16 protein-coding genes are annotated in these 22,547 nt (G+C 62.9%); 14 read left to right on the top strand and 2 right to left on the bottom strand.

Annotated features, from left to right (window positions below; all coding sequences use genetic code 11):
* Nucleotides 1-86 precede the first annotated feature (86 nt).
* Both GM415_RS00625 and GM415_RS18160 read left to right on the top strand, forming a co-directional pair.
* Nucleotides 87-425: a thioredoxin family protein gene (locus GM415_RS00625; RefSeq protein WP_158945765.1), complete on the top strand. Its 339-nt coding sequence runs from the start codon at nt 87-89 to the stop codon at nt 423-425.
* Nucleotides 426-503: 78 nt separating this feature from the next.
* Nucleotides 504-2,078, top strand: coding sequence for a sensor domain-containing diguanylate cyclase (locus tag GM415_RS18160; RefSeq protein WP_277872927.1), 1,575 nt, complete (start codon nt 504-506; stop codon nt 2,076-2,078).
* 136 nt (nt 2,079-2,214) lie between these two features.
* Here GM415_RS18160 and GM415_RS00615 read toward each other — a convergent pair whose 3' ends face one another.
* Both GM415_RS00615 and GM415_RS00610 read right to left on the bottom strand, forming a co-directional pair.
* The gene (locus GM415_RS00615; protein WP_158945763.1) at nt 2,215-2,631 is read right to left on the bottom strand and encodes a MarR family winged helix-turn-helix transcriptional regulator; all 417 of its coding nucleotides are present in this window, start codon (nt 2,629-2,631) and stop codon (nt 2,215-2,217) included.
* Nucleotides 2,632-2,642: 11 nt separating this feature from the next.
* Entirely contained in the window at nt 2,643-3,422 is a 780-nt protein-coding gene (locus GM415_RS00610) for an urease accessory protein UreH domain-containing protein (protein ID WP_158945761.1), read from the bottom strand.
* Between the two features lie 835 nt (nt 3,423-4,257).
* On the opposite strand from GM415_RS00610, the gene tmcD reads away from it, so the two are divergent.
* The 12 genes from tmcD (at nt 4,258) to GM415_RS00550 (ending at nt 22,545) form a co-directional block, all read left to right on the top strand.
* Complete coding sequence (gene tmcD / locus GM415_RS00605) at nt 4,258-5,517, top strand: electron transfer complex subunit TmcD (RefSeq protein ID WP_158945759.1); 1,260 nt, start codon at nt 4,258-4,260, stop codon at nt 5,515-5,517.
* A gap of 14 nt (nt 5,518-5,531) precedes the next feature.
* Nucleotides 5,532-6,191 carry a TmcC family electron transfer complex membrane anchor subunit gene (gene tmcC, locus GM415_RS00600; RefSeq protein WP_158945757.1) on the top strand — a complete coding sequence of 220 codons (660 nt, stop codon included), beginning with the start codon at nt 5,532-5,534 and terminating at the stop codon, nt 6,189-6,191.
* Nucleotides 6,192-6,222: 31 nt separating this feature from the next.
* Nucleotides 6,223-7,542, top strand: a complete 1,320-nt coding sequence (gene tmcB, locus GM415_RS00595; protein ID WP_158945755.1) for an electron transfer complex ferredoxin TmcB — start codon at nt 6,223-6,225, stop codon at nt 7,540-7,542.
* A gap of 10 nt (nt 7,543-7,552) precedes the next feature.
* Complete coding sequence (tmcA, locus tag GM415_RS00590) at nt 7,553-7,954, top strand: acidic tetraheme cytochrome c3 TmcA (protein WP_158945753.1); 402 nt, start codon at nt 7,553-7,555, stop codon at nt 7,952-7,954.
* A 380-nt stretch (nt 7,955-8,334) separates the two neighbouring features.
* Nucleotides 8,335-10,071 (top strand): DEAD/DEAH box helicase, encoded by a 1,737-nt coding sequence (locus GM415_RS00585; protein WP_158945751.1) that lies wholly within the window; start codon nt 8,335-8,337, stop codon nt 10,069-10,071.
* Between the two features lie 6 nt (nt 10,072-10,077).
* Nucleotides 10,078-10,866 (top strand): hypothetical protein, encoded by a 789-nt coding sequence (locus tag GM415_RS00580; protein ID WP_158945749.1) that lies wholly within the window; start codon nt 10,078-10,080, stop codon nt 10,864-10,866.
* 32 nt (nt 10,867-10,898) lie between these two features.
* Nucleotides 10,899-12,707: a YgiQ family radical SAM protein gene (locus GM415_RS00575; RefSeq protein WP_158945747.1), complete on the top strand. Its 1,809-nt coding sequence runs from the start codon at nt 10,899-10,901 to the stop codon at nt 12,705-12,707.
* A 195-nt stretch (nt 12,708-12,902) separates the two neighbouring features.
* Entirely contained in the window at nt 12,903-15,317 is a 2,415-nt protein-coding gene (locus GM415_RS00570; RefSeq protein WP_199244317.1) for a methyl-accepting chemotaxis protein, read from the top strand.
* 167 nt (nt 15,318-15,484) lie between these two features.
* A complete protein-coding gene (locus tag GM415_RS00565; protein ID WP_158945745.1) occupies nt 15,485-16,144 on the top strand; it encodes a substrate-binding periplasmic protein in 660 nt (219 codons plus the stop codon).
* A 145-nt stretch (nt 16,145-16,289) separates the two neighbouring features.
* Entirely contained in the window at nt 16,290-17,348 is a 1,059-nt protein-coding gene (locus GM415_RS00560) for a ligand-binding sensor domain-containing protein (protein WP_158945743.1), read from the top strand.
* Nucleotides 17,345-21,409: a hypothetical protein gene (locus GM415_RS00555; protein ID WP_158945741.1), complete on the top strand. Its 4,065-nt coding sequence runs from the start codon at nt 17,345-17,347 to the stop codon at nt 21,407-21,409. The genes GM415_RS00560 and GM415_RS00555 overlap by 4 nt, the downstream gene beginning before the upstream one ends.
* Before the next feature lie 14 nt (nt 21,410-21,423).
* Nucleotides 21,424-22,545, top strand: a complete 1,122-nt coding sequence (locus tag GM415_RS00550; RefSeq protein ID WP_158945739.1) for a zinc ribbon domain-containing protein — start codon at nt 21,424-21,426, stop codon at nt 22,543-22,545.
* Nucleotides 22,546-22,547 lie beyond the last annotated feature (2 nt).

The raw sequence follows: 22,547 nt of genomic DNA, 5'->3' as shown, positions 1-22,547 counted from the left end.
TATAACGGTTATCATACGTTAACATGATGCAATGGGCCGCTGCTGCTGGTATGGTCTGACAAACACTCAGAAGGACGAGGTTCGGTTTGACGGAAGGAAGCAGGGTACGAACTCTTGAGCCGCAGGCGTTCGACATAGAGTTGCAGAGTGGGCAGGGACCGTGTCTCGTCGCCTTTCTCAAGCGCAACGACCGCTATCGTGATCAGATGAAAATTCTGGAGGAAGCTTCCGCTGCCTATGGCGGGGTGTTTCGCTTTTATCTTTTCGACGCCGATTATCTCGACACCGCGTTGGAACGGTTCAAGGTCAAGGGAACGCCTACATTCCTGCTTTTCAGGGAAGGGCGCGAAGTGAGTCGTCTTATCGGCGAGTCCGACCGGGAGACGCTTGGAGAATTCATCGAGAGCGCTCTTGAGATGGGCTAGGCTTGAGTGTCCCCCGCGGGTGTTCCGCAGGGCCGGGACGGCCGCCCGGTGTGAGCAGATCGGTCGGAAGGGTCGCTCGTGCGCGAAGAGTTCAAGCAGATAACCCGGGAGGCCAACAGGGTCTTCCTCCGTTTTTTCCTCATCTTCGTCCTGGCGGGCGGGGTGTTTGGCGGCATTCTGTTTTTCCTCTTCTTCTACGAATCCGAAGGGTTCATGGGCGAACTCCTGGCCAGGGAGCGCCTTGGAGTCCATCTGCGCAAGGAAATCATAGAACAGGATATGCAGTCCGTCCTGGGAGACTTGCGCTATCTGACGACCCTGGAGGCTCTCAACCGGTTCGTGGGCAGCCGTGATGCCGAAGAACTCGATCCACTGGCCCGGGAATTCCTCGCGTTCGCACAGTCCAGAAGTCAATACGACCAGATTCGCCTGCTGGACGTCTCGGGCATGGAGTTGGTCCGCGTTTCCCGCCGAAATGGACGGCCCGAGATTCTCCCCGAGGCGGACCTCCAGGACAAGGGCAGACGGTACTATTTCAAGGATACCATGATGCTGGAGCGCGGGCGGATTTACGCTTCTCCGTTGGACTTGAATATCGAGCACGGAGAAGTCGAGGTTCCCTTCAAGCCCATGATTCGCTTCGGCACGCCGCTCTATAACGATCGGAACCGGGCCGTTGGCACCCTGATCATAAATTATCGCGCGGACAGGCTGTTCGGCCTGTTGCGCAGGACAGGCATCCTGACCGAGGGACGGACCATGCTCCTCAACCGGGACGGGTATTGGTTGCTGGCCCCCGACAGCGCAGACCAGTGGGGTTTCATGCTCCCCGGCAAGTCCGGCGTGAATTTCGGGGCCCGGCATCCTGGGCCTTGGTCCGAGATCAAGGACACGGACCGGGGACAGATCGTCTCTCTGGATTCCGTGTTCACCTATGTCACGATTCGTCCCCTGTGCAGCGAGGTTGCGTCCAGCTCGGGAACGCCCGCCCCTTTCGGCGACAGCAACGAGATGGTCCGTGGGGATGAGTATTACTGGAAATTGGTTTCATTTGTCCCGGACGTGTCCGGAGGCAAGATCCGCGGCTGGGCCTTTGGTCGGATGTTCGGTATGGGCGCGATGTTGGCCGGCGGTGCCGGTGTGTCGGCCTGGCTCATCGCCTTCTTCTTCGTCAAGAGAAGGCTGTACCGCCGAATGGCCGGTGCCGCGCCGCTTCGGGACGAGGTGACGGGCCTGGTCAAGGGAGTGCTCTACCGGGAGCGCCTCGCGGCCGCGGTGGAGCGGGCCGTGGATACCGGGGTCGGATTTACCCTGGTCCGGGTCCAGGTGGACGAGCTGGCCTCCTTCAATCACACCTATGGCAAGGACGTCGGAGATGGGCTGCTGTTGCAGGTAGCCCTCCGGCTCAAGGCCAATGCCGATTTTTCGGACACCGTAGCCCGCCTCGGCGAGGATGAGTTCGTGGTATTGCGTCTTCGCGTCAACGACCGGACCGCCATGGACGAAGCCGTGCATGAAACGCGGGAGATGCTCAAGGAGCCGTTCAAGCTGTATGAGAGCCTCGTGCCTGTCGGGGTCATTGTGACCGCGGGGCTGTTCCCCAACGACGCCCCCACGCCGGAAAAGCTCTTGTCGCGCCTACGCCGGGTTTAGACCGTCCCTCCCTGAGTCCCGACGTGGCCGTGCTGCGGCTGCGAATCGTTTTCCCCATCATTCCGGGCAGAGACATTTCCCGGCATTTGCCGAGGCGCTCCAACATCAATACGCCTTGGACGCTTCTCCTGCCCGCTCAGAATTCCCTGTTCATCTTTTCCAGCGCAGAGGCCAGGGCTCGGCGTTCACGCTCAGTAAGTTTGGCGGTGATGTCCCGGGTCAACTGATTGTGCAGTTCGTCGTGCTGCTCAAAGATGGTCCGGCCCGAATCCGTGAGCTCCACCAGGATGGACCGCCGGTCCTCCTCGTGAGGCTTGCGTCGGACCATCCCGGCCTTTTCCAGCCGGTCGGCCAGCACGGTCAGAGTGCCCGTGGTCACCCCCATCTTTTCCGCCAGCTCCTTCATGCGCAGGGCCTCGTGGGTGCCCAGGATTTCCAGGGCGTGTACCTGGGGGAGCGTCAGGCCCTGGTCACGGACCACGCAGTGCTCCCATGAGGAGAGTTTTTCATAGAATTCCACTATCCGTTGCGTCAGTTCGCTGGTGTCCGGCATGGGTGCTTCCATCAGGCTGGCACGAAGTCCAGGTAAAGGGTGTAGACGCCGAAGCCCACGGTAAGCACGCCAGCGGTGCGCATGACCAGGGGTTCGATCCATGGCTTTGACAGGTCTCTGATCAGGCCGGTGACCTTATATATGGCAAAAATGACCCCGGCAAGGGCGACGCCCGTACCCAGCGCGTAGCTGGCGAAGACCGATACGGCCCGCAGTGCACTCCCCGACTCCAGGGCGTAAGAGTACATGATGGCCACGGTGGGGCAGGGCACTATCATGTTTACGAAACCAAGGGTGGCAAGTCCCCATACCGTGCTTCGCTTGGCGGACAGGGGCGTATGGGAATGGTCGTGCGTGTGGTCGTGATGGCCGCAGCAGCCGTGTTCTCCGTGATCATGCCGGCACTCGTCGTGCCCGTGCTCATGGGCGTGCCCGCCGCACTCGCAGTCATGCTCGTGGGCATGGTCGTGATCATGGCTGTGCAGGAGGTGTGGGCGCCAGATCAGGATGGCGCCCAGAGCGATGATAACCGCGGCTGTTATCATGTCGGTCACATAGCGGATGGAGTCCGGCAGCCCGGCGGACAGGGTGCCCAGCGCGAGGCCTATGGCCAGGCAGCCAGCCGTTGTCCCGGCGATGAAGGCTGCGGTCAGGCTGAATACCCGGGCGCCGCTTCTGTCTCCCGCCACGAACGGGGCGAGCACCACCCAGGAGTGGCCGCAGGGGTTGATGCCGTGAATGAGCCCCAGGAAGAGGCTTGATTGCAGGGCGACGAGAAAGAGGGAATCCATATGGTTTGTGCTCCTTATTGTTTGACGCTCAAAATGATTTAGCGGGAGATATTTTGAGTGTCAAGACAAAAAGGAGCGGTTTTCCCCGGAACGGGAGGGGGGAGGTCGACCAATGCATGTGGCGCGGGCGGGAATACCTCCTCGGGAATTCTCCACCCGCGCCATGACACGTGGACGGACCTGGGTTTGCGGACGGTCGCCACGAGGTTGAGGGGCCTTTTCTATGCGGCTTCATCATAGCGCATCGGGTGAGGCTGGCAAGGGATCGTGATCGATTATAACGCGCATTGGATAAGGCCGGATTAGCTGGAAAATCAGGGCGTCCAGCGTTATAATTCCCGACTGGTTAGGTAGGGAATATCAAGTGGTTGCGTGTAATTTTCGGGGTATTCATATTTACCTTTCATATAATCTGTGCAATGGTGTCGTGTCGCTGATTCGGCATGGTGATGCCGTCTTGCGGGGGTTTGGTTTGAATGGGAAGCCGACCCGTGGATCACCTGGTTGAAACAGCGTTTCTGCTGAAGACAGCAATGAATTTGAGGTTGTCTCCGTCAGAAGTATGGAATGCGCGATGAGTGTCGGCCCGGATGATCCGCCGGGACGTTTTTTCCTGCTTCGGCAATGAGCCTCAAGGCCATGGGTGTCCATGCCGCCAATCCAGGCGGAGCGGAATCAACGTGACGCGGGTGCGAATCCAAGGCATCGGTCGAACCGACCAAGCGGTCGGCCCAAGCCTCGCCCGCTCGCGGAGTTTCGTCTCGTCCTGGCGGTAATGCGTCCGTGATGACGAACAGTTCGCCAAAATGGCGAACACGCAACCCAAGGGGGTGTTATGGGTTTGAAATCCAACTGGGACTGGGAGGTCGGCCAGAAAACGGTCGTCGAATCCCTTTCCCCTATGCAAGGGCATGGCTGGCAGGAAGAACCGTACGTCTCGGACGACGGTGAAACGCTGGCCGCGATCGTTCAGGTGGACGAGGGTGAATTTTCCATCCGCACCAACGATACGGTCTGGGAAAACACTTTCGAAAAAATCTGGTTCCCGCGATTTTCGCCCGATGGCCGACTGACCGCACTGTGTCAGCAGGACATGGAATGGGCGCTGGCCGTGGACGGTGAGCTTGTGGGCGAGACCACCGACTACGTCTGGCAGACCAAATTCAGCAAGGACGGCTCGGTCATCGCCACCATGTACAAGTCCATGGAACAGTACGCTGTGGCCATCAACGGCGAGCCGTGGGAAGAACTCTACGAGAACGTCAACCAGTACACGATCACCAGTGACGGCGCGCACAGCGCTGGCGTGGCCCAGGTCGTGTCCCTGGACCAGGCGGACGTCGAAGGGTTCAAGAAAGGCGTTTACTCCGTCGTCGTGGACGGCAAGACGTGGGAGGAGAAATTCCTCAACGTCTGGACTCCGACCTTCGACGCCGAAGGCAAGCGGGTCGCCGCCCAGGTCCGCACCAGCCCGTACGACTACACCATCGCCGTGGACGGCAAGCCCTGGTCCACCGTGTACAACCAGGTGTGGGAGCCGGTCTTCCATCCCACCGATGGCTCCGTGGCCGCTCCTGCTCGCCAGGCGGGCAAGTGGGGCGTGGCCAAGGACGGCCAGATGCTGTGGGAACCCCGTTACCTCCAGTGTCTCGAACTCCAGTACTCCGCTGACGGCAGCAAGCTGTGGGCCGTCGTGGCCACCAGCTACGGCCAGTTCACGGCCTGCTGCAACAACGCGCCCTGGGGAGAGACCTGGGACGTGGCCTACGACCTGGTGGTCAGCCCCGACGGAAAGCGGGCCGGCCTGCTGGTCAACAAGGACAACGCCGATTTCCGCATCGTGATCGACGGCACTGCCTGGCAGGGCGTCTACGACATGGCCTGGCCGGTAGTCTTCTCCGACGACTCCAAGAATGTGGCCGCCATGGTCGAGAAGGGCGGTCGGTACAAGATCCTGGTCAACGGCAAGCCCTTTGAGCGCGATTTCGATCACGCCTGGCCGCCGATCTTCTCCGAGGACGGCACCAAGATTCTCATCCGTGCCATCGAAAACAACAGCTATGTCCGCATCGTGGCGGATGTAGCCCAGTTCTAGGAGGGGGAGACGCAATGACTGAAATATACACCTTCGTCAGCGGCCCCCTTGCCTGGGTGGCGTTCGGCATCTTCATTATCGGTTCCATATACCGGCTGGTTTCCATGTATGCCCTGGCCAAGGCCAAGGACGGTTCGTCCCTGGCGTACATGAGCCTGCCCTTCGGGCTCCGTTCCATCCTCAACTGGATGATCCCCTTCAACACCATGGGGTGGAAAGGCGATCCGCTCATGACCGTCGCCACCTTCGTGTTCCACATCGGCTTCCTGGTGGTCGCCGTCTTCCTGGGCGCGCACGTGGTCCTCTGGGATACCAACTTCGGCATCTCCATCCCGAGCCTGCCCGACGTGGCCGGCGACATCGTCAGCTTCGCGGTCATCGCGGCCTGCGCGATCTTCGCCTACCGCCGCATCGCGCTGCCCCACGTCAAGGGTGTCACCCGGGGCAAAGACTGGTTCGCCCTCATCATCGTGGCTCTGCCGTTCATCACCGGCGTGCTGGCCTACCACCAGGTGGGTCCGGTTCTCCTGATGACCATCCTGCACGTCCTCGCGGCTGAACTCCTGCTGGCGCTGATTCCGTTCACGCGCCTCAGCCACGCCCTGTTCGTTCTCTTCACCAGAGCGTACATGGGTTCGGAATTCGGCGGCGTCCGCAACGCCAGAGACTGGTAGACCACAACCAAAAGAACACGAGGTACGAACAATGAGTCAAATTGCTGATAGAATCATATCAGATCCCGGGCTCGAGAACGGCGTCGCAGGATTGACCACAGAGAAAATCCAGAAAGTGGTCAACCGGATGCTTGAGGGCGAAACCGGGGCGAAACTGAAGGCTTACCGGGAAACGTGCATGCGCTGCGGCCTTTGCTCCCAGGCATGTCACTTCTACGTGTCCCATGACAACGATCCCAGCTACTCGCCGGTCAACAAGGCCACCGAGACCATGTATGAGCTGATGGACAAGAAGGGCAAGGTGGAGCCCCAGCGCATCTACGAGATGGCGCAGATGGCCTACACCGAATGCAACCTTTGCAAGCGTTGCGCCCACTACTGTCCCGTCGGCATCGACACCGGCTACATCATGTCCATGGTGCGCCGCATCTGTTACCTGCTCGATGTGGTGCCCCAGTATATCCGCGACACCGCCCACTCCCACGCCTCCACCATGAACCAGATGTGGGTCAAGGACGACGAGTGGATCGACTCCCTGCAGTGGCAGGAGGACGAGGCTCGCGACGAGTTCCCGGGTCTGCGCATCCCCCTCGACAAGGAAGGGGCCGACGTCTACTACTCGGTCATCGCGCCGGAACCCAAGTTCCGCACCCAGCTCATCTACCAGGCCGCAGCCATCATGAACGCGGCTGGAATCGACTGGACCATGCCCTCAGAGCCCGGTTGGGACAACTCGGACATGTGCATGTTCGTGGGTGACTTCGAGAACATGGGCCGCCTGAAGCGCGCCCACTACGAATCGGCCCAGAAGCTGCGCGTCAAGCGCATCGTCATGGGCGAATGCGGCCACGCCTTCCGCTCTGTCTACGACATGGGCAACCGCTGGCTCGGCCACAAGAAGATGCCCGTACCGGTCATCCACGCCGTGGAATTCTACCACGAGCTGATGACCCAGGGTAAGCTCAAGATCACTCACAAGTACGAAAAGCCGGTCACCATCCAGGACCCGTGCAACATCATCCGAGGCAAGGGCCTCATGGACAAGCTGCGCGACGTGGTCCACTTCCTCTGCGAAGAGGTGGTCGAGATGACCCCCAACCGCGAGCACAACTACTGCTGCTGCGCGGGCGGCGGCGTCATCAACTGCGGTCCGCCGTTCAAGAACACCCGCATGACGGGCAACCGCATCAAGGCCGATCAGCTCAGGGCCACCGGCGTCAAGGACGTTGTCATCCCGTGTCATAACTGCCACGGCGGACTCGAAGACATCATCGGTTACTATGATCTCGGCATGCACGGTAAGTTCATCGGCGACATCATCTATGAACTGATGGAAAAGCCGGAGATGTAAGGAGGTCATCATGAAAAGGAAACACACTGTTCAACTCCTGGCATCCCTGGCGGCCATCGCCGCCCTGGTCGTTCTCTACATGGTTCCCCTGGCGTTCGCCCAGGACGACATGACCGAGGTTCCGGCGGACGGCTTCGCCACGCTGCAGCGTCCCCGGGTCGCTTTTGAGCATGACGCCCACAACGAAAAGGCGGAACTGGAGGACTGCGTAATCTGTCACCACTCCAAAACCGAAGACGGCAAGCAGGACCTGGAAAATTCCAGCGAAGGCGAGCCCTGCTCCTCCTGTCACGCCGAGACGCGTACGGACGGCGGCACGCCGCTCATGCGCGCCTACCACAAGCAGTGCATCGGCTGTCACAAGGAAAAGGCCAAGGGCCCCGTTGCCTGCGGCGAGTGTCACGCGAAGTAACACCCCCATTCAGATAATATCAGGAAGGGGATGGACCGACGGTCCATCCCCTTCTTGCTTTCAGGCCGGTTGAGATTCTTCTCCGGGCCGGCTGAGGAGCCGGTTGCCTCCGAACCGTCGCAAGCCTCCTGATTCAAATGCGCAGAAGACCGTTCCGGTGGAACGTGTCGGTCCGCCGTGTCGCGTCCGGCAAGGCGGCGGTTGTGAGCTGCTTGAGAAAAGGCGGCAATCCATATAAATCCCCCTTGCCGCGCCTATTGTACAAACGGGCCCAAAAGGTATACTGTGCGCGCGGCCTTGAAACAAATTTCCTGCTCCGGTCCCCATTTCATACGCAGTCGATCGGCCGGAGCGCACACTACACATCACAGGTTTTACTTATGGAAGAAAACAACACTCCCGAAGCCGTACAGGAAGAGACGGCCCCTGATTCCAGCACCCCGACAATGACATTCGAAGAATTGCCCGATGCCCTGCGGGCCGCTTGCGAGCGGGCCGGATGGGACCGGCTCATGCCCGTTCAGGAGAAGGCGCTGCCTTTCGTCATGAACGACAAGGACGTCATGGTCCAGGCCCGGACCGGTTCCGGCAAGACCGGCGCTTTCGTGCTGCCGCTGCTGCACAAGCTCGACCCGTCCAAGGCAGAGTGCCAGGCTCTGGTCATGGTCCCCACCCGCGAACTGGCCCAGCAGGTCGCCCAGGAGGCGCGCATGCTGGCCGGCGACGACGGCATCAACGTGGTCGCCGTGTACGGCGGCGTGGGCTACAAGGCCCAGCTCGACGCCTTCCGCGAGGGCGCGCAGCTGGTGGTCGGAACTCCCGGCCGCATTCTGGACCACCTGGTCCGGCGCAGCCTGAGCCTGGACAGCCTCAAGGTCATCATTTTCGACGAGGCTGACCGAATGCTGTCCGTGGGGTTCTACCCGGACATGATCGAGGTCAAGCGGTATCTCCCGCGCCGCCTGGAAGGCAGCTACATGTTCTCGGCCACATTCCCGCAGTCGGTCCTCCGACTGGCCGAGGAGTTCATGGTCAAGCCGGAGTTCCTGAGCCTTTCCAGCGACGAGACCAATGTCTCGGCTATCGCCCACCAGTTTGTCGAGGTCCAGGCCATGGGCAAGGAGCGCAAGCTCCTCAAGCTCATCGAACTGGAGAATCCCGCTTCGGCCATCATTTTTTGCAATACCAAGCGCAATGTGGAGTTCATCGCCGCGGTCCTCTCCCAGTTCGGTTTCGACGCCGAGGGGTTGACCTCGGACCTGACCCAGAACAAGCGCGAACAGCTCATGGCCCGCATCAAGGAAGGCAAGCTGCGTTTCCTGGTGGCCACGGATGTGGCCGCGCGCGGCATCGACATCCCGGAACTCTCCCATGTCTTCATGATGGAGCCGCCGGAAGACCCGGAGTCCTACGTTCACCGGGCGGGCCGCACGGGTCGCGCCGGAGCCACGGGCACGGCCATCACCCTGGTCGACGTCATCCAGAAGATGGAGCTGGAGCGTATCGCCACGCGGTTCAAGATCACCTTCGAGGAGATCAAGGACCCCACCGAAGAGGACGTGGCGGCCATCATTGAGGAGCGTCTCACCGCATTGCTGGAAAAGAAATTCCGCAAGCTCACCCCGCTGCAGCGGGAGCGGGCGTCCCGCTTCCTGCCGCTGGTGGAGAAGTACGCCTCGGACGCGGATTCCATGGGACTCATTGCCATGCTCCTGGACGAGCTTTACCAGTACACCCTGCACGGCAAGCCCGCCGAGCCAGTATCCACCGGTCAGCCTAAACGTGATCGAGCCGATCGGGAGCAACCCCGTGAGGACAAGCCGAAGAAGAGCCGCCCGCGGAAGCGCAAGCCCAGGAACGGTGGCGGTCAGCAGGATTCGGAAGGCGGCAGCAGGGATCGTTCGCCCAGGAATCGGCAGGACTCGCCCGCCGAGGAGAGAGCCGAGCCCCGGCGCGAACGACGCGAAGCGCCCAAGGAACCCCGTCGTGAAAAGAGCGAAGCCCCCAAGGAGCCTCGCCGCGAGCCCGCAACCCGCAGTGAAGCCGAGTCCGGTGAGAGCGGAGGCGAGGCCAAGCCCCGCCCGCGTCGCCGTCGTCCCAGGCGCAGAAGGCGTTAGCCAGTCTTGACGGAAACCGCCTGCATATTTGGTCTGGCCGCAGGTTACCACTATGGTGACGTGCGGCCTTTCCTGCTTTCCCTGGAGAAATCCGGCTATACGGGAGAGTGCGTGCTGTTTGTCTCCGAGACCACGCGCGACCTGGAGCGCATGGGCGGGCACGGCGCGACCCTTGTCCCTTTTGAGCGTTCGTCCGGTCTGGCTCATCTCCCCATCAACGCGTTACGCTATTTCCTCTATCTTGATTTCCTGCGCGCTTTTCCCGGCGAGTACGGCAGAGTCCTGATAACGGACGTTCGCGACGTCATCTTTCAGCGCGACCCCCTGTCCTTTGACTGGACCGAGGGGCTCAACGTTACTCTGGAGGACAGGCGAATGACCCTGGGGGCATGTCCGTACAACAGCCATTGGATTCGTTCCCATTTGGGGGAGGAGGCCCTGCAGTCCGTGTCCCATGCCCCCATTTCCTGTTCCGGGACCACCGTGGGCGGACACCAGGCCATGCTCGGCTACCTTGAGGCCATGACCTCGCTGCTCGTCCCCTTTGCCGAAGGCGAACAAAAGGCAGGCTACGACCAGGGAGTGCACAATTACCTCATACATACGGGACGGATTCCCGATCTGACCCTGCACGACAACGCGGGGCCGATCCTGACCCTGGGCTACACCGAGGGCGAGCCTCCGTACGACAGCCGGGGCTACGTGCTCAACGAGCTCGGCGAGCGCGCGCACCTGGTTCATCAGTATGATCGCAAGCCGGAACTGTTCAAGGCCGTGCGCCAGCACTACGCGTAGACGCGCCCGTTGATTTCAGCCATTATCTCCTCATGACCACTGCCAGCATCCCCATCGATCAACCCGCCGTGCTACCCATGTCCCGCCGCGAGATGGACGCGCTCGGCTGGGACGAGTTGGATATCCTGCTCGTCACCGGCGACGCCTATGTGGACCACCCCTCCTTTGGGGCGGCGTTGCTCGGACGCTGGCTGGTGCGCCATGGATACCGGGTTGGCATCGTGGCCCAGCCCCGCTGGGACCGGCCCGATGACGTGGCAGCCATGGGCAGGCCCACACTCTTTGCCGGGGTGACCGCCGGTTCCCTCGATTCCATGCTCGCCCATTACACCGCGTTCCGGAAAAAGCGCAGCGACGACGCCTACACGCCGGGCGGCAAGGCCGGGGCGCGGCCCAACAGGGCGGTAATCGCCTACACCAACGCGGTCCAGCGGGCCTTTCCCGGCCTGCCTGTGATCCTGGGCGGCATCGAGGCCTCCCTCAGGCGCGTGTCCCACTACGATTTCTGGGCTGATTCCATCCGCCGGTCCGTGTTGCTCGATGCCAAGGCCACGGCCATTACCTATGGTATGGCAGAGAACTCCATCGTGGCGGTGGCCGAGGCCATCCGGGATGCGGAGGACCGTTCGATCAAAGGGCTCAGGCCTTTGCTGGCGACCATCCCGGGCCTGGCAGTGGCCGGTGCGCGCAAGGACATTCCCGATAGTTTCCCGGTCATGGAGCTGCCCTCGCACGAGGCTATCCTGGCCGATCCGCAGGCGCTGATCCAGGCCACGTTGCTGCTGGAGCAGCAGGTGCACCAGAACAGGGAGATGGCAATTCAGGAGTGCGGCGGCAGGATAGTCATGGTCACGCCGCCCGGCCCACCCCTGGACTGCGCCGGTCTGGACGAGCTTGCCGGACTGGGCTTTTCCCGAATGCCCCACCCGAGCTACACCGAGCGCATCCCGGCTGCGGACATGATCAAGACCTCCATCAACGCCCATCGGGGCTGTGCTGGCGGCTGCTCCTTCTGCACCTTGGCCCTGCACCAGGGGCGGCGTATCCGGTCTCGTTCCAGGGCGTCGATCCTGAACGAGGTGGAGGCCGTCACCCGGACGCCGGGCTGGACCGGATCCATCAGCGATGTGGGCGGACCCAGCGCCAACATGTGGGGTGCAGTTTGCGATACGGATCAATCAAAGTGCAAACGTTCCAGCTGTTTGGCGCCAGCTGTTTGTAAACACTTCAAGGTCTCCCAGCAGGACTTTGTCGGGCTGCTGGACGCCATTTCCGACATGCCGTCGGTCAAGCATGTGCGCGTGGCCTCGGGTTGGCGCATCGACCTCGGACTGACGGACATGCCAGCCCTGGGTTGCCTGGTTCGCAATTATGTGGGTGGCCAGGCCAAGGTGGCGCCGGAGCATCGCTCGGACCATGTCCTCAAGCTCATGCGCAAGCCGAAGTTCGCGGCCTTCGAGAAGTTCCTCGACCTCTTTGACCGGGAGTCCCGCAAGGCGGGCAAGCGCCAGTACGTGATCCCCTACCTCATGAGCGCCTTCCCCGGATGTACTGACGAGGACATGCGCGAACTCGGCGAGTGGCTCCGTTCCCGGGGCTGGAAGCCGGAGCAGGTGCAGTGTTTCATTCCTCTGCCGGGCACGGCTGCCGCGGCCATGTTCCACGCAGGGACCGACTTGGATGGGAACCCCATTCCGGTAGCCAAGACCGATGCCGAGCGTCTTCGCCAGCACGGCATGCTCATGCCCACGCGCGGCAAGCCGCCGAAGGGCGGCAAGGGCCGCAAGCCGGAACCCAGGACGAAATCCTTTCCCGCGAAAAAGCGTCGCAACCGCCGTTAGCCCGAGCAGCGCTTCGGGCTCTCCCTTCTTCTTTTCTTTCTGAATCATTTCGATTCGCTCCACACCGCAGGATGGCGGCAGCTTGCCGTCCGTTTGTTGCCGAATTGTAACGTCCAATTGTTACAATTTTTTCTTCATCGTGCTTAATGTGCTGAATCTCAAGAATGCTGAAATCAATCATTACAGGCGGTTATTATGATTGCTCTAGGGTTCCAAAGCAAGCTTACCATTGCCTCGGTGTGCATCGTCCTTCTGACCATCGTCTGCATGACCGGAGTGAACTTCATCAATTCACGCAGCGAATATCTCGAAAACGGCGTAACCTCCCTCAACGACATCTCGGCGACCCTGGCCGAGACCGTGACCATGCAGGACCGCTTGGCGCGGAAAAAGATCATCTCGGATCTGAACATTTTCAAGTCGGCCATGGGCGTCAGTGGGCTGCCCATGTTTGAGATGCTCTACGACGTGGACATGACCATCACCAATCAGGCGACAGGCGCATCCGAGGACGTCACCATCCCGGCCTTCAAGCTCGGAACCAAGTACCTGCACGAGTCCACCGACCTGGTGGATTCCATGGCCGAGACTTCCGGGGCGGTCTGTTCGGTGCTCCAACTGAACGGTGAGCGGCTCATCCGGGTGACCACGACCATGCCCGGGCCGGACGGCAAATCCGCCAAAGGCAGCTATATCCCGGCGGACAACCCGGCTTACGCTGCGATCCTGGCCGGGAAGCGCTACGAGGGGCTGCTCTCCCTGGATGGAGGGTGGTACGTGGTGGCCTATGAGGCGGTCCGCGATTTCGATGACAAGGTGATGGGCGCGCTTGAGGTGGCGCGGCCGGTGATCTCCGCTGATTTTGCTTCCTTCATAGGCAAGGTGAACGTGGGCGGGAAAGGGTATTCCTATGTGTTCCTCCACGGCGGGCAGGAGTCGGTCAAGGCAGAGGATGAGCATGCTGCGGCAGCCGTCCGCGACAAGGTTTTGGGCGACGAGACCCTGTCCTCCCGGGGCGGCACCTTCGCCGTGCAGGCGGACGGGAGCGAAGTCTGGTCTTGCGTGGTCCGGTTCGAGCCCTGGGACGCCTATCTGGTGACCAGCGTAAAGACCTCGGATCTGCTCTCGGGCGTGGACAGGCGTATCCTGATCAGCGCTGCCGAGGCTGCGGCGCTCCCTCTGGGGCTCGCCCTGCTGATCATCTGGTTCGTCAGCCGCCAACTGGTGGCCCCCATGAACAAGCTGGCGGCCACAGCCCAGGCAGTGGGCCAGGGCAACTTCGAGTGCGATTTCGATTACGGCGCGGACGACGCCATCGGCCGGACCATGGCTTCGGTCAAGGAGATGGTCCGCGAGATGAAAACACGGCTCGGCTTCAGCCGGGGCGTGCTGGCCGGGGTGACAATTCCCTGTGGTGTGGTCGATCTGGAGAACCGGGTCACGCACCTCAACCAGGCGGCCGTGGATATTTTGGGCAAGCGCAAGACACCGGACAAGTATTTCGGGGAGTTGTTCAACGAGGTGGTCTACCACGACCTGAAGCGGGAGACGCTCACTCAGGTTGCCATGCGCAGGCGCAAGCAGGTCGAATGGGAGCTTGAACTGGACAGGGACATCGACGGCGTCAAGGTCATCCTGCAGGTGGTGGCAACGCCCATCTATGACTTGGACGGAGAGCTCATGGGCGCCATCACCATCTGGGTGGACCTGACCGAGGAGCGGCGGCAGAAAGAAGCCGTCGAGAACAAAAACGCGCTCATTGAAGCCGCCGCGGACGAGGCCACGGAGATCGCCCGGGCGGTGTCCGCCTCCGCCAGGGACCTGGCCGAGAAGATCCGAACCGCCAGCGACGGGGCCATGGAGCAGAGCAACCGAGCAATGGAGGCATCCTCGGCAATGGATGAGATGAACAGCTCGGTCACCGAGGTGGCTCGGAACGCCTCGTCCACGGCCTCCATGTCCGAGGAGACCAGCGAACTGGCCCGCTCCGGGGCCGAGATCGTGGGCCGGTCCGTGGAGATGATGCGCGCCGTGCACGAGCAGTCCGAGGGCTTGCGCGCCCAGATGGACGATCTGGGCGAGCATGCCAAGGGTATCGGCGCGATTATGGGCGTGATTACGGACATCGCCGACCAGACCAATCTGCTTGCGCTCAACGCCGCCATCGAAGCGGCCAGGGCCGGCGAGGCCGGGCGCGGTTTCGCGGTGGTTGCCGACGAGGTGCGCAAGCTGGCCGAGAAGACCATGGACGCCACCCACGAGGTGGGCGAGTACATCCATTCCATTCAGGAGAGCGCTTCAAACAATATTCGGTCCACCGAGGATTCGGCAGAAGCGTTGCGCGAGTGCCGCCGGATGATCGAACAGTCCGGCGAATCGCTCAATCTCATCGTGGCCAAGGCTGACGAGGCCGCAGTGCAGGTTCAGTCCATTGCCTCTGCGGCCGAGGAGCAGTCCGCCACCAGTGAGCAGATCAACGCAGCCACGGACACCGTAAACCGCATCGCCGGAGAGACCGCCGATTCCATGCGCGAGTCCGCAGCCGCCATCGAAAGGCTCAACGGTCTGGCCGGGGAATTGCGGAGGGCTATCGACAAGATGCAGGGTTGAACATCTGGGCACTTGTGCAGATAAATAAAGTAGAGCTGGTATGTGGACAACATCCCATGGCTACTTTACATTATCCGTTCGTGAGGGTGTCCATGAAATGGTATTTTCCTTTTTTCGTTCTGGTTAGCCTGCTTTTGCCCCTCGGTGCTTTTGCCGAGGAGATCAACATGCAGGTCATTATCTATCCGCCGCTCGCCTATGAGGTGAACGGGGAGTTGCTTGGCGTCGCCCCTGAGGTGGTCAAGCAAATCCAGGCCCGGGTCGGGGACATCAACCCTATCCGGTCCGCGCCCTGGCTCCGCGCCTATGAGCAGGCGGTCAGCTCGCCCGGGCAGGCCCTGTTCGCCATTGTCCGCATCCCCGAGCGCGAGAAGCTGTTCAAGTGGGTGGGGCCCATCTTCAGCGAGGGCGACTATTTCTTTTGCCGCAAGGGCAGCGACGTCAGGGTCGCCGACCTGGAGGAAGCCAAGCGGGTGACTCGGATCGCCGTGCGCAAGGACGGCTATACGCATCAGGCCCTGGCTGCGGCGGGGTTCCGAAATCTCGACATCAGCCCGAGCTACGACTCCAGCTACAAGAAACTGGAGGAGGGGCGTGTCGACCTGGTGCTCATGGGTGAGAGGACTTACGCCTACATGGTCTCCAAGGCGGGCCTGGACCCTTCGCTCTTCGAGCGCACCCAGTGCAAGTTCGCCGAGTCCTCGGCGTGGCTCGCTTTTTCCCGTGACGTCCCGGATACGACCATAGCCCGATGGCAGCAGGCGCTCGATGAGCTCAAGTCCAGCGGTGAATACGACAAGATCATGGAGCATAATTTCAGCCGGTAGAGACCGGCGCGCCGAAACAGTGCTGAAAGCCCGCCCCGCATCCTGCGGGGCGGGCTTTTTCATTTTGGGAGATATTCCCGGATTGCCCCGGCGGGTGGACGCATGGACCTGAAAATCGTATGGGATATACTGAGGTGTATATTTCATGGGACGATTGAAGGGGCCAATGCTCTCCCTGCTCTGGGTGGCAATGCTTGCGGGAGCCGCCGTGTATCTGGTCGACCCCGGAGGCCCGCCCGAGCCGCCCGCCGGATGGAAGGTCTGGCGTGATATCGGCGGCATCCGGGCCTTGGCCCCGTTCGGGGACGGCGTCTACGCCGGTGGGCTCGTCGGCCTGTTTCGGCTGGACGACAACGGCGGAGCCGCGCTGGTGGAGATCCCGGGCCAGGAGTCCAATCTGCTGGTTAACGCCCTGTTGGACGATGGCTCCGGAAGGCTGTGGGTGGCTCACGCGGGCGGCTTGTCCGTGCTGGAAGGCAAGCGGTGGCGTTCCTTCACCATGGAAGAGGGGTTGCCCGGCGTGTTCGCCACCGGGCTGTGCCGCGAGCCGGGCGGGGCGGTTTGGGCGTCGTTCTACGGCGGCCTGGCCCGATTGCCCGCAGGGTGGAACGGTGACCCAAGCGCGGTGCGCCGTTTCACGAGCCGGGACGGGCTTCCCCACGACAAGGTGCAGGTCGTGGCCCTGGATCAGGCGGGCAATGTCTGGGCCGGGTCCTATGCCGCCCCCATGGGAGGAGTGGCCCGGTTCGACGGCAGCCGTTGGCAGGTCTGGAACGGGCGCGACGGGCTTCCCCACCCCAACGTGACCTCCATCCTGGCTGTCTCCGCACGGGAGGTCTGGGTCGGCTTTGGATATTTTCAGGAAGGGGGCGCGGCCAGGTTCGGTTCGGACGGCGGTGAGTGGCGGCTGGCGGAGACGGTTCCGGCAGCGTTGTTGGCCGGTCCCAAGGTGCGCAGCCTGTTTAGGGACGATGCCGGACGGCTGTGGCTGGGGCATGAATACGACGGTATTACGGTCCTCGAGGATGGGGCGGCGGTGCGCCGCCTGACCATGGACGACGGCCTCCCTGCCAGGGAGGTCATGACCATGCGCCGGGAGAGGAGCGGAGGGATGTGGCTCGGCACGCTCGGAGGCGTGGTCAGGATCGGGCCGGAAGCCGTGGAGCGGTTATTCGCGGATGACGTGACAGGGAGTTCGCCATGAACAGGAAGAAGATCGAGAAAGAATATGCCAAGCTGGCGAAGCAGTACCGTAAGGGCAAGCTGGACAGGGAATTTTTCGAACAGGCGGTCCTGAACATGCATTGGCGGGACGGTGACGGCAACGAGCACTGCCTAGACCCGGACTCCGGCCAATGGACGACCCCCGGCGAACTGCCGAGCAGGCAAGACGCTCGGACCGACGTGGCTGAAGGCATGACGGCAGAGTCGGGTTCCACCGCTTCGCCGACTGACGCCATCAAAGGCGAGCGCACCTCGCGCTCCACGATGCCGCCTCCCAGACGTCCCGGCGGAGAAGGCTCGGGCCCCGTCCCGGACAGCGAGGCGTCCGTTCCCCGATTCTGGCCCTTGTTCAGACAGATTCTTGCCATGACGTGGCACAACTTCCGGCGCAGGCTGCCCCTGACCCTGCTCATCATGCTCGCCACAGGGGCGGTCTATTTTTATTTCGTGATCGTCCGCTGGGGCGGCTATGGGAGTCCCAGCATACCGCCGGGTAATTTCGCCTGGCTGGAGAGGGCGCTGGCGAGCCTGCTGGGCGTGAACAACGATTATCTGACCGGGTTTTCCTCGGGCCTGTCCGGGGCCGTGGTGCTGGGCGTGGGGGTGCCCTTGCTGTTCGGGTTCCTGCGCAACCTGTTCACGAGGGGGCCTGTGGCCGCTGTGGGCGACATCGTGTCCATCCCCGGTCAACTTGGGGGCTATTTCCACCAGGCTGGCGGCCTGGCTCTGGCCGGACTGGCCGGAGGCGCGGGCATGGCCCTGGTGGCGGGCGCGTTCGTGGGCGGTTGGGCCAACGTCATGCTCGCCGTTGGCGTGGGCGCGGCGATCTCCTCGCGTATGGGACAGATGCTCTGCCTGCTGTTTCGTTCCTTCTGGACGGCCACCTACGGCATGGCCCAGGGGGGCAGGGGACGCGAGTTTTCCCAGGCGGCGGGCTACGTGGCTCTGTTCGGCGGCTCGTTCGCCTTTCTGCTCCGCACCGTGCTGTCCCCCGAGGTTGCCCTCTACGGCGGGCTGGCCATGCTGTTGACGGCTCTGCTTCTGGCCCGGACTTCGGGCCCTTCGCCGTCGGTTCCGGCCTCTCTGCTGTTCGGCCTGGTCTCCTCGGCAATGGCTCTGGCCGCCTTGAACGGCTGGGCAGACGACGGTGGTTGGAAGGAGGCTCTCAGGCCCGGCCAGTCGCCGCCGCTGCTGGAACATTTTCTTTTGTGGCTTCTTTCGGACGGAGGTTTTCAGGGGTTCGCCAATACTCTTATTCCCGGGCTGGGGGCCATGCTTGGCCCATCGTTCTATACGGCCCTGAGCCAGGCGCTGGCGAACGGGGCGTATCCGGGAGGCCCGGCTTCTTCGGGTGCGGGCGGCGTGTCGCCCGGCCCTGTCATCTATGACGCGGACGGGGAACCCCTCATTGTCCAGGACGGCACCTACGAGGGCGGCAAGCCAGGCCAGGTATGGTACGACGGCGAGTGGATGGACCCGTCCGAGGCCCAGAAATGGATCGACGAACGCAAGCAGCAGTTGCGCGATCGGGACCGGGAGCGCGATCAGTTCTGGCGCGACGTGGAAAAGGACAAGGATCGGCAGCGGGCCGAGCGCGAGGCCGACCTCCAGGCTCAGGGCTACACATGGGATGCCGACCGTCAGGCCTGGGTGGCCCCGGATCGCAAACCCGGGGACTACGGCAACGACAAGCTCAACGAAATTTATCACCGGCGTGACTGGATAGACGAGCACATCCATACGTTCACCCCGGAACAGCAGGCTGCGGCCCAGCGTATCCTTGACCGCATCGGTGCGGATGCCACCGGGGTCAACCCGGATGACCTCACCGACGACGATATGCGGGATCTCAGGCGGTTGACCCATGCCCTCGGCAATATCGATACCGCCAAACACGACGCCGAAGCGGCCCATCACATGAATAGGGAAGTGGACCTTGCCATCGCGCAGTTCGGTTTCCAGACAGCGGCCCAGGTCGGGCAGGTGGCGGCCTCGCGCATCGACCCCTCCGGGGGGATAGTTGCCAATGCCGTTTTCGGAGCGGCCCAGAACTGGGACAAGGGACTCAAGGGCGCGGCAACCCATGCGGCTGTCAACGCCATAGGCGGATTGGTGGATAAGAAGATCGGCGGCCTGGCTCCGGAGAATATCCTCCTCAACACGTTGTCCGGCGGCACGACCAACGCGGTTCAGACCCTGGTAACGGGCGGGACCAAGGAGGAGGTCAAGCAGGCCTTCGCCATCGGTGGTTTTGCCGGAGGACTGGGCGCGGCGGGCACGCGGCTGGATCGCTGGCTGGGCGACCGCAAGCTGCCGCATATCCAGGCCGGCAACGATCCTACGCTGGCTCAGGGCTCCCACGGTATAGGCTCCAATGATCCCATCAGCGGTCCCAAGTCGCACTATGCCTCGCCCTCCGCAGGTAATCGGGTGCGCATGGGCGACGTGGACGTCCAGGCTCCCCCGGCCAGCCCGCCCCCACGCGGCTTTGACCAGCCTTCGGGCGTGAAGCCCGCTGATGCGGGCGACGGCGTGGGCACCTCCTATTCTACTCCGTCCAAGGGCCCTCAGGTCCGCACCGCGGATGGCGATGTACCCATGGGCACTCGGGGCGCGGCTCCTGATACGGACGCTTCTGCGGGCATGTCCCGAACCGGCGGAACGGACGAAGGGAGCGCGGGAGCCATGCGTTCCGGCGACTCTGATCCTTCACGCCTCGACAACGACTCAGTGCGTCCGGCTGACGCGCCTTCCGCCGATGATCCGAACATTGTCTCCACGCGTGATCTGTTTGACGGGGACGGGGCCACAGCAGGCGGTGCAAGGAGCGGCGACGCCGACGGTGGAATGGTGCGCTCCGGCGAGCCCGAGCCTTCGCGGTTGCAGGACGACTCGGTGCGCCCTGCGGACGCGCCGGATCAGGACGGCGACAACATCTTCACCTACGACCAGGTGTTCAACGACTCCGGGGCGGGTCCGACTCATGGCGGTGAACCCGATACGGGCAGATTCCAGGACGACTCGGTGCGTCCGGCTGACGCGCCTTCCGCCGATGATCCGAACATTGTCTCCACGCGTGATCTGTTTGACGGGGACGGGACCACAACAGGCGGCGCAAGGAGCGGCGACGCCGACGGTGGAATAGTGCGCTCCGGCGAGCCCGAGCCCTCGCGGTTGCAGGACGACTCGGTGCGCCCTGCTGACGCTCCCGGCGAGGGCGATCCGAACATCGTCTCTACGCGCGACCTCTTCGGCGAAGGTGGCGGAGGAGCCCGGACGGACGAGGGCGGGGCTGATTTCGAAGGGCTCAACCGCCCCGAGGCGGATGCTCAGGCTTCGTCCGGCACGGCAAAGACCGGCGAAGGCAGCGATCCCTGGTCGGAAATCGACGAAGCCACCGGACTCAGGCGGAGCCAGGCCTGGGAGGAACCGGAGAATTGGCACGTCAGCGGCGATCCCGATGCATCCTCGGGCAGCCCGCCCGAGCGGCTTGGCGACACGCCCGGCGAGCGGGACCTGGTCGATTCCATCCGCGACGATGTGGCCGGAGACGCCAGGACTCAGCGCGCGGAAGCCGCTGCGGACAAGTTGCGGAATGGTCAGGACCCGGGACTGGACCCTGACCGTGACATTCCGTTCTCACAGAAGGAATGGAAGGCGCAGGACGCGGCCCAGGGCGGCCCCCGCGAGCCCGTGGTAGACCCGGGCATCACCCCGTCGGCCGAGGTCAAGCAGTTCATCGACGACAACTCGGCCAAGTATCCCTGGCTCAAGAGTACTGATCAGGAGATACGGGATGCCTGGCGGCTGGCCGGGGGTGGCACCGATCCTCACTCCTGGGTGAAGTTCCAGGGCGAGATCGACGTCAAGATCAAGAACGGCGACTTGCGTCCGCACGACTATGAGCGTTGGTATCAGGTCATGAACGAAGGCGGGTTGCAGCGTTCGCCCATGCAGGCCGCAGAGACCGGCGCGGGCAGCGGCGGCGGCAGGGCGGACGGCGGGACCTTTGTGCCGGGCGGCACCAAACCAGGCAAGTAGCCGGGGAGAGACTCATGTTGGAAACGCTTGAATTGACTTCGGGCCAGGTGCGGGCGGTTTTTGACGCCCTGAGCATGGTCACGGCCCCGCACAGCCCGCTTCATCCCTTTGCCTCGGAGCGGGCCGAGCCCGTGGCGGCTCCCGGGGGCATATGGCGTGAGGCATTCGAAATCCTGGCCGACCCCCTGCTGGAGGTCCGGTTGCTGGAGGGAACTCCGGAGGGCGTCCTGCCCCGGCTCTATTACCGGGGGAATGATCCCCGCTCGCCGCTGGTGCGCGTGGATGGGGTGGACCAGGGAGTCCGGCTCACGGCTGGGTATGACTCCGAAGCCGTGACCGGGGATCTGGCGGGAATGCTCTGGGCCGGAAGCGGACCCGAGGGCGTGGACTATCGTGCGTCGCTGAGTCCGGCCGGGCTGGCCGCTTGGGCCGCGTGCCTGGACCACCTGCGCGCCCAGCTTTGCGTTTCCCTGCTGCACCGGGCTCCGGGCATGGACCTGACCCTGAGCCTGGAGGAGCTGGATCACAACCTGGCCGTGGGCCTGGAAGCGGGTGACGGGCGGTGGATGGTGACCCTGCTGAACTTCCTCGCCCCCAATGGCCTCCTGGCTGCGGACGCTGCCGAACGAGGCGCGCGGGAATTGGAACGGCTCGGGCTGTTGCGACCCTCGTCGGGAGGGTGGCTACCCTCGGGCGAGATGCTTTTCATGGGCGCCTCCCTTCAGCCTGTGCTGCCTGCAGCAGCCTGCGTGCTGACCCGCTTCGGACGGGACAAGGCGGAGGTCAACTATTCTGTGGCTCTGACGGGGGCTGGCAGATACCTGTGGACTCTGGGCTTCGAGGAGCGCGGCGGTGGAGACGTCGAGATCACTCTGGCCTCATGCTCCGGCGGCGAACTCGCGGACTGGATGAAGCGGCAGGTGTCGGACGCGCCCGGCAGGCGAGCCGGTTCGGGCGAGGCTTCGGGCTCCCGCTGCGTGTCCTGTGGCGCAGAGCTCAAACCGGGGGCGGCCTTCTGCTCCTCTTGCGGCCATCAGGTGGAAGAGGCCCACAAGCAGGGCAAGTGTATTTCCTGCGGCGCGGCGCTCAAGCCGGACGCCGCTTTTTGCTCCCGGTGCGGAGCAAAGCAAGGCTGATC

The sequence above is a fragment of the Pseudodesulfovibrio cashew genome, assembly GCF_009762795.1.
GTDB lineage: Bacteria > Desulfobacterota > Desulfovibrionia > Desulfovibrionales > Desulfovibrionaceae > Pseudodesulfovibrio > Pseudodesulfovibrio cashew.
The sequence above is the reverse complement of the archived record's forward strand: the minus strand, read 5'-3'. Positions and strand labels throughout refer to the sequence as shown.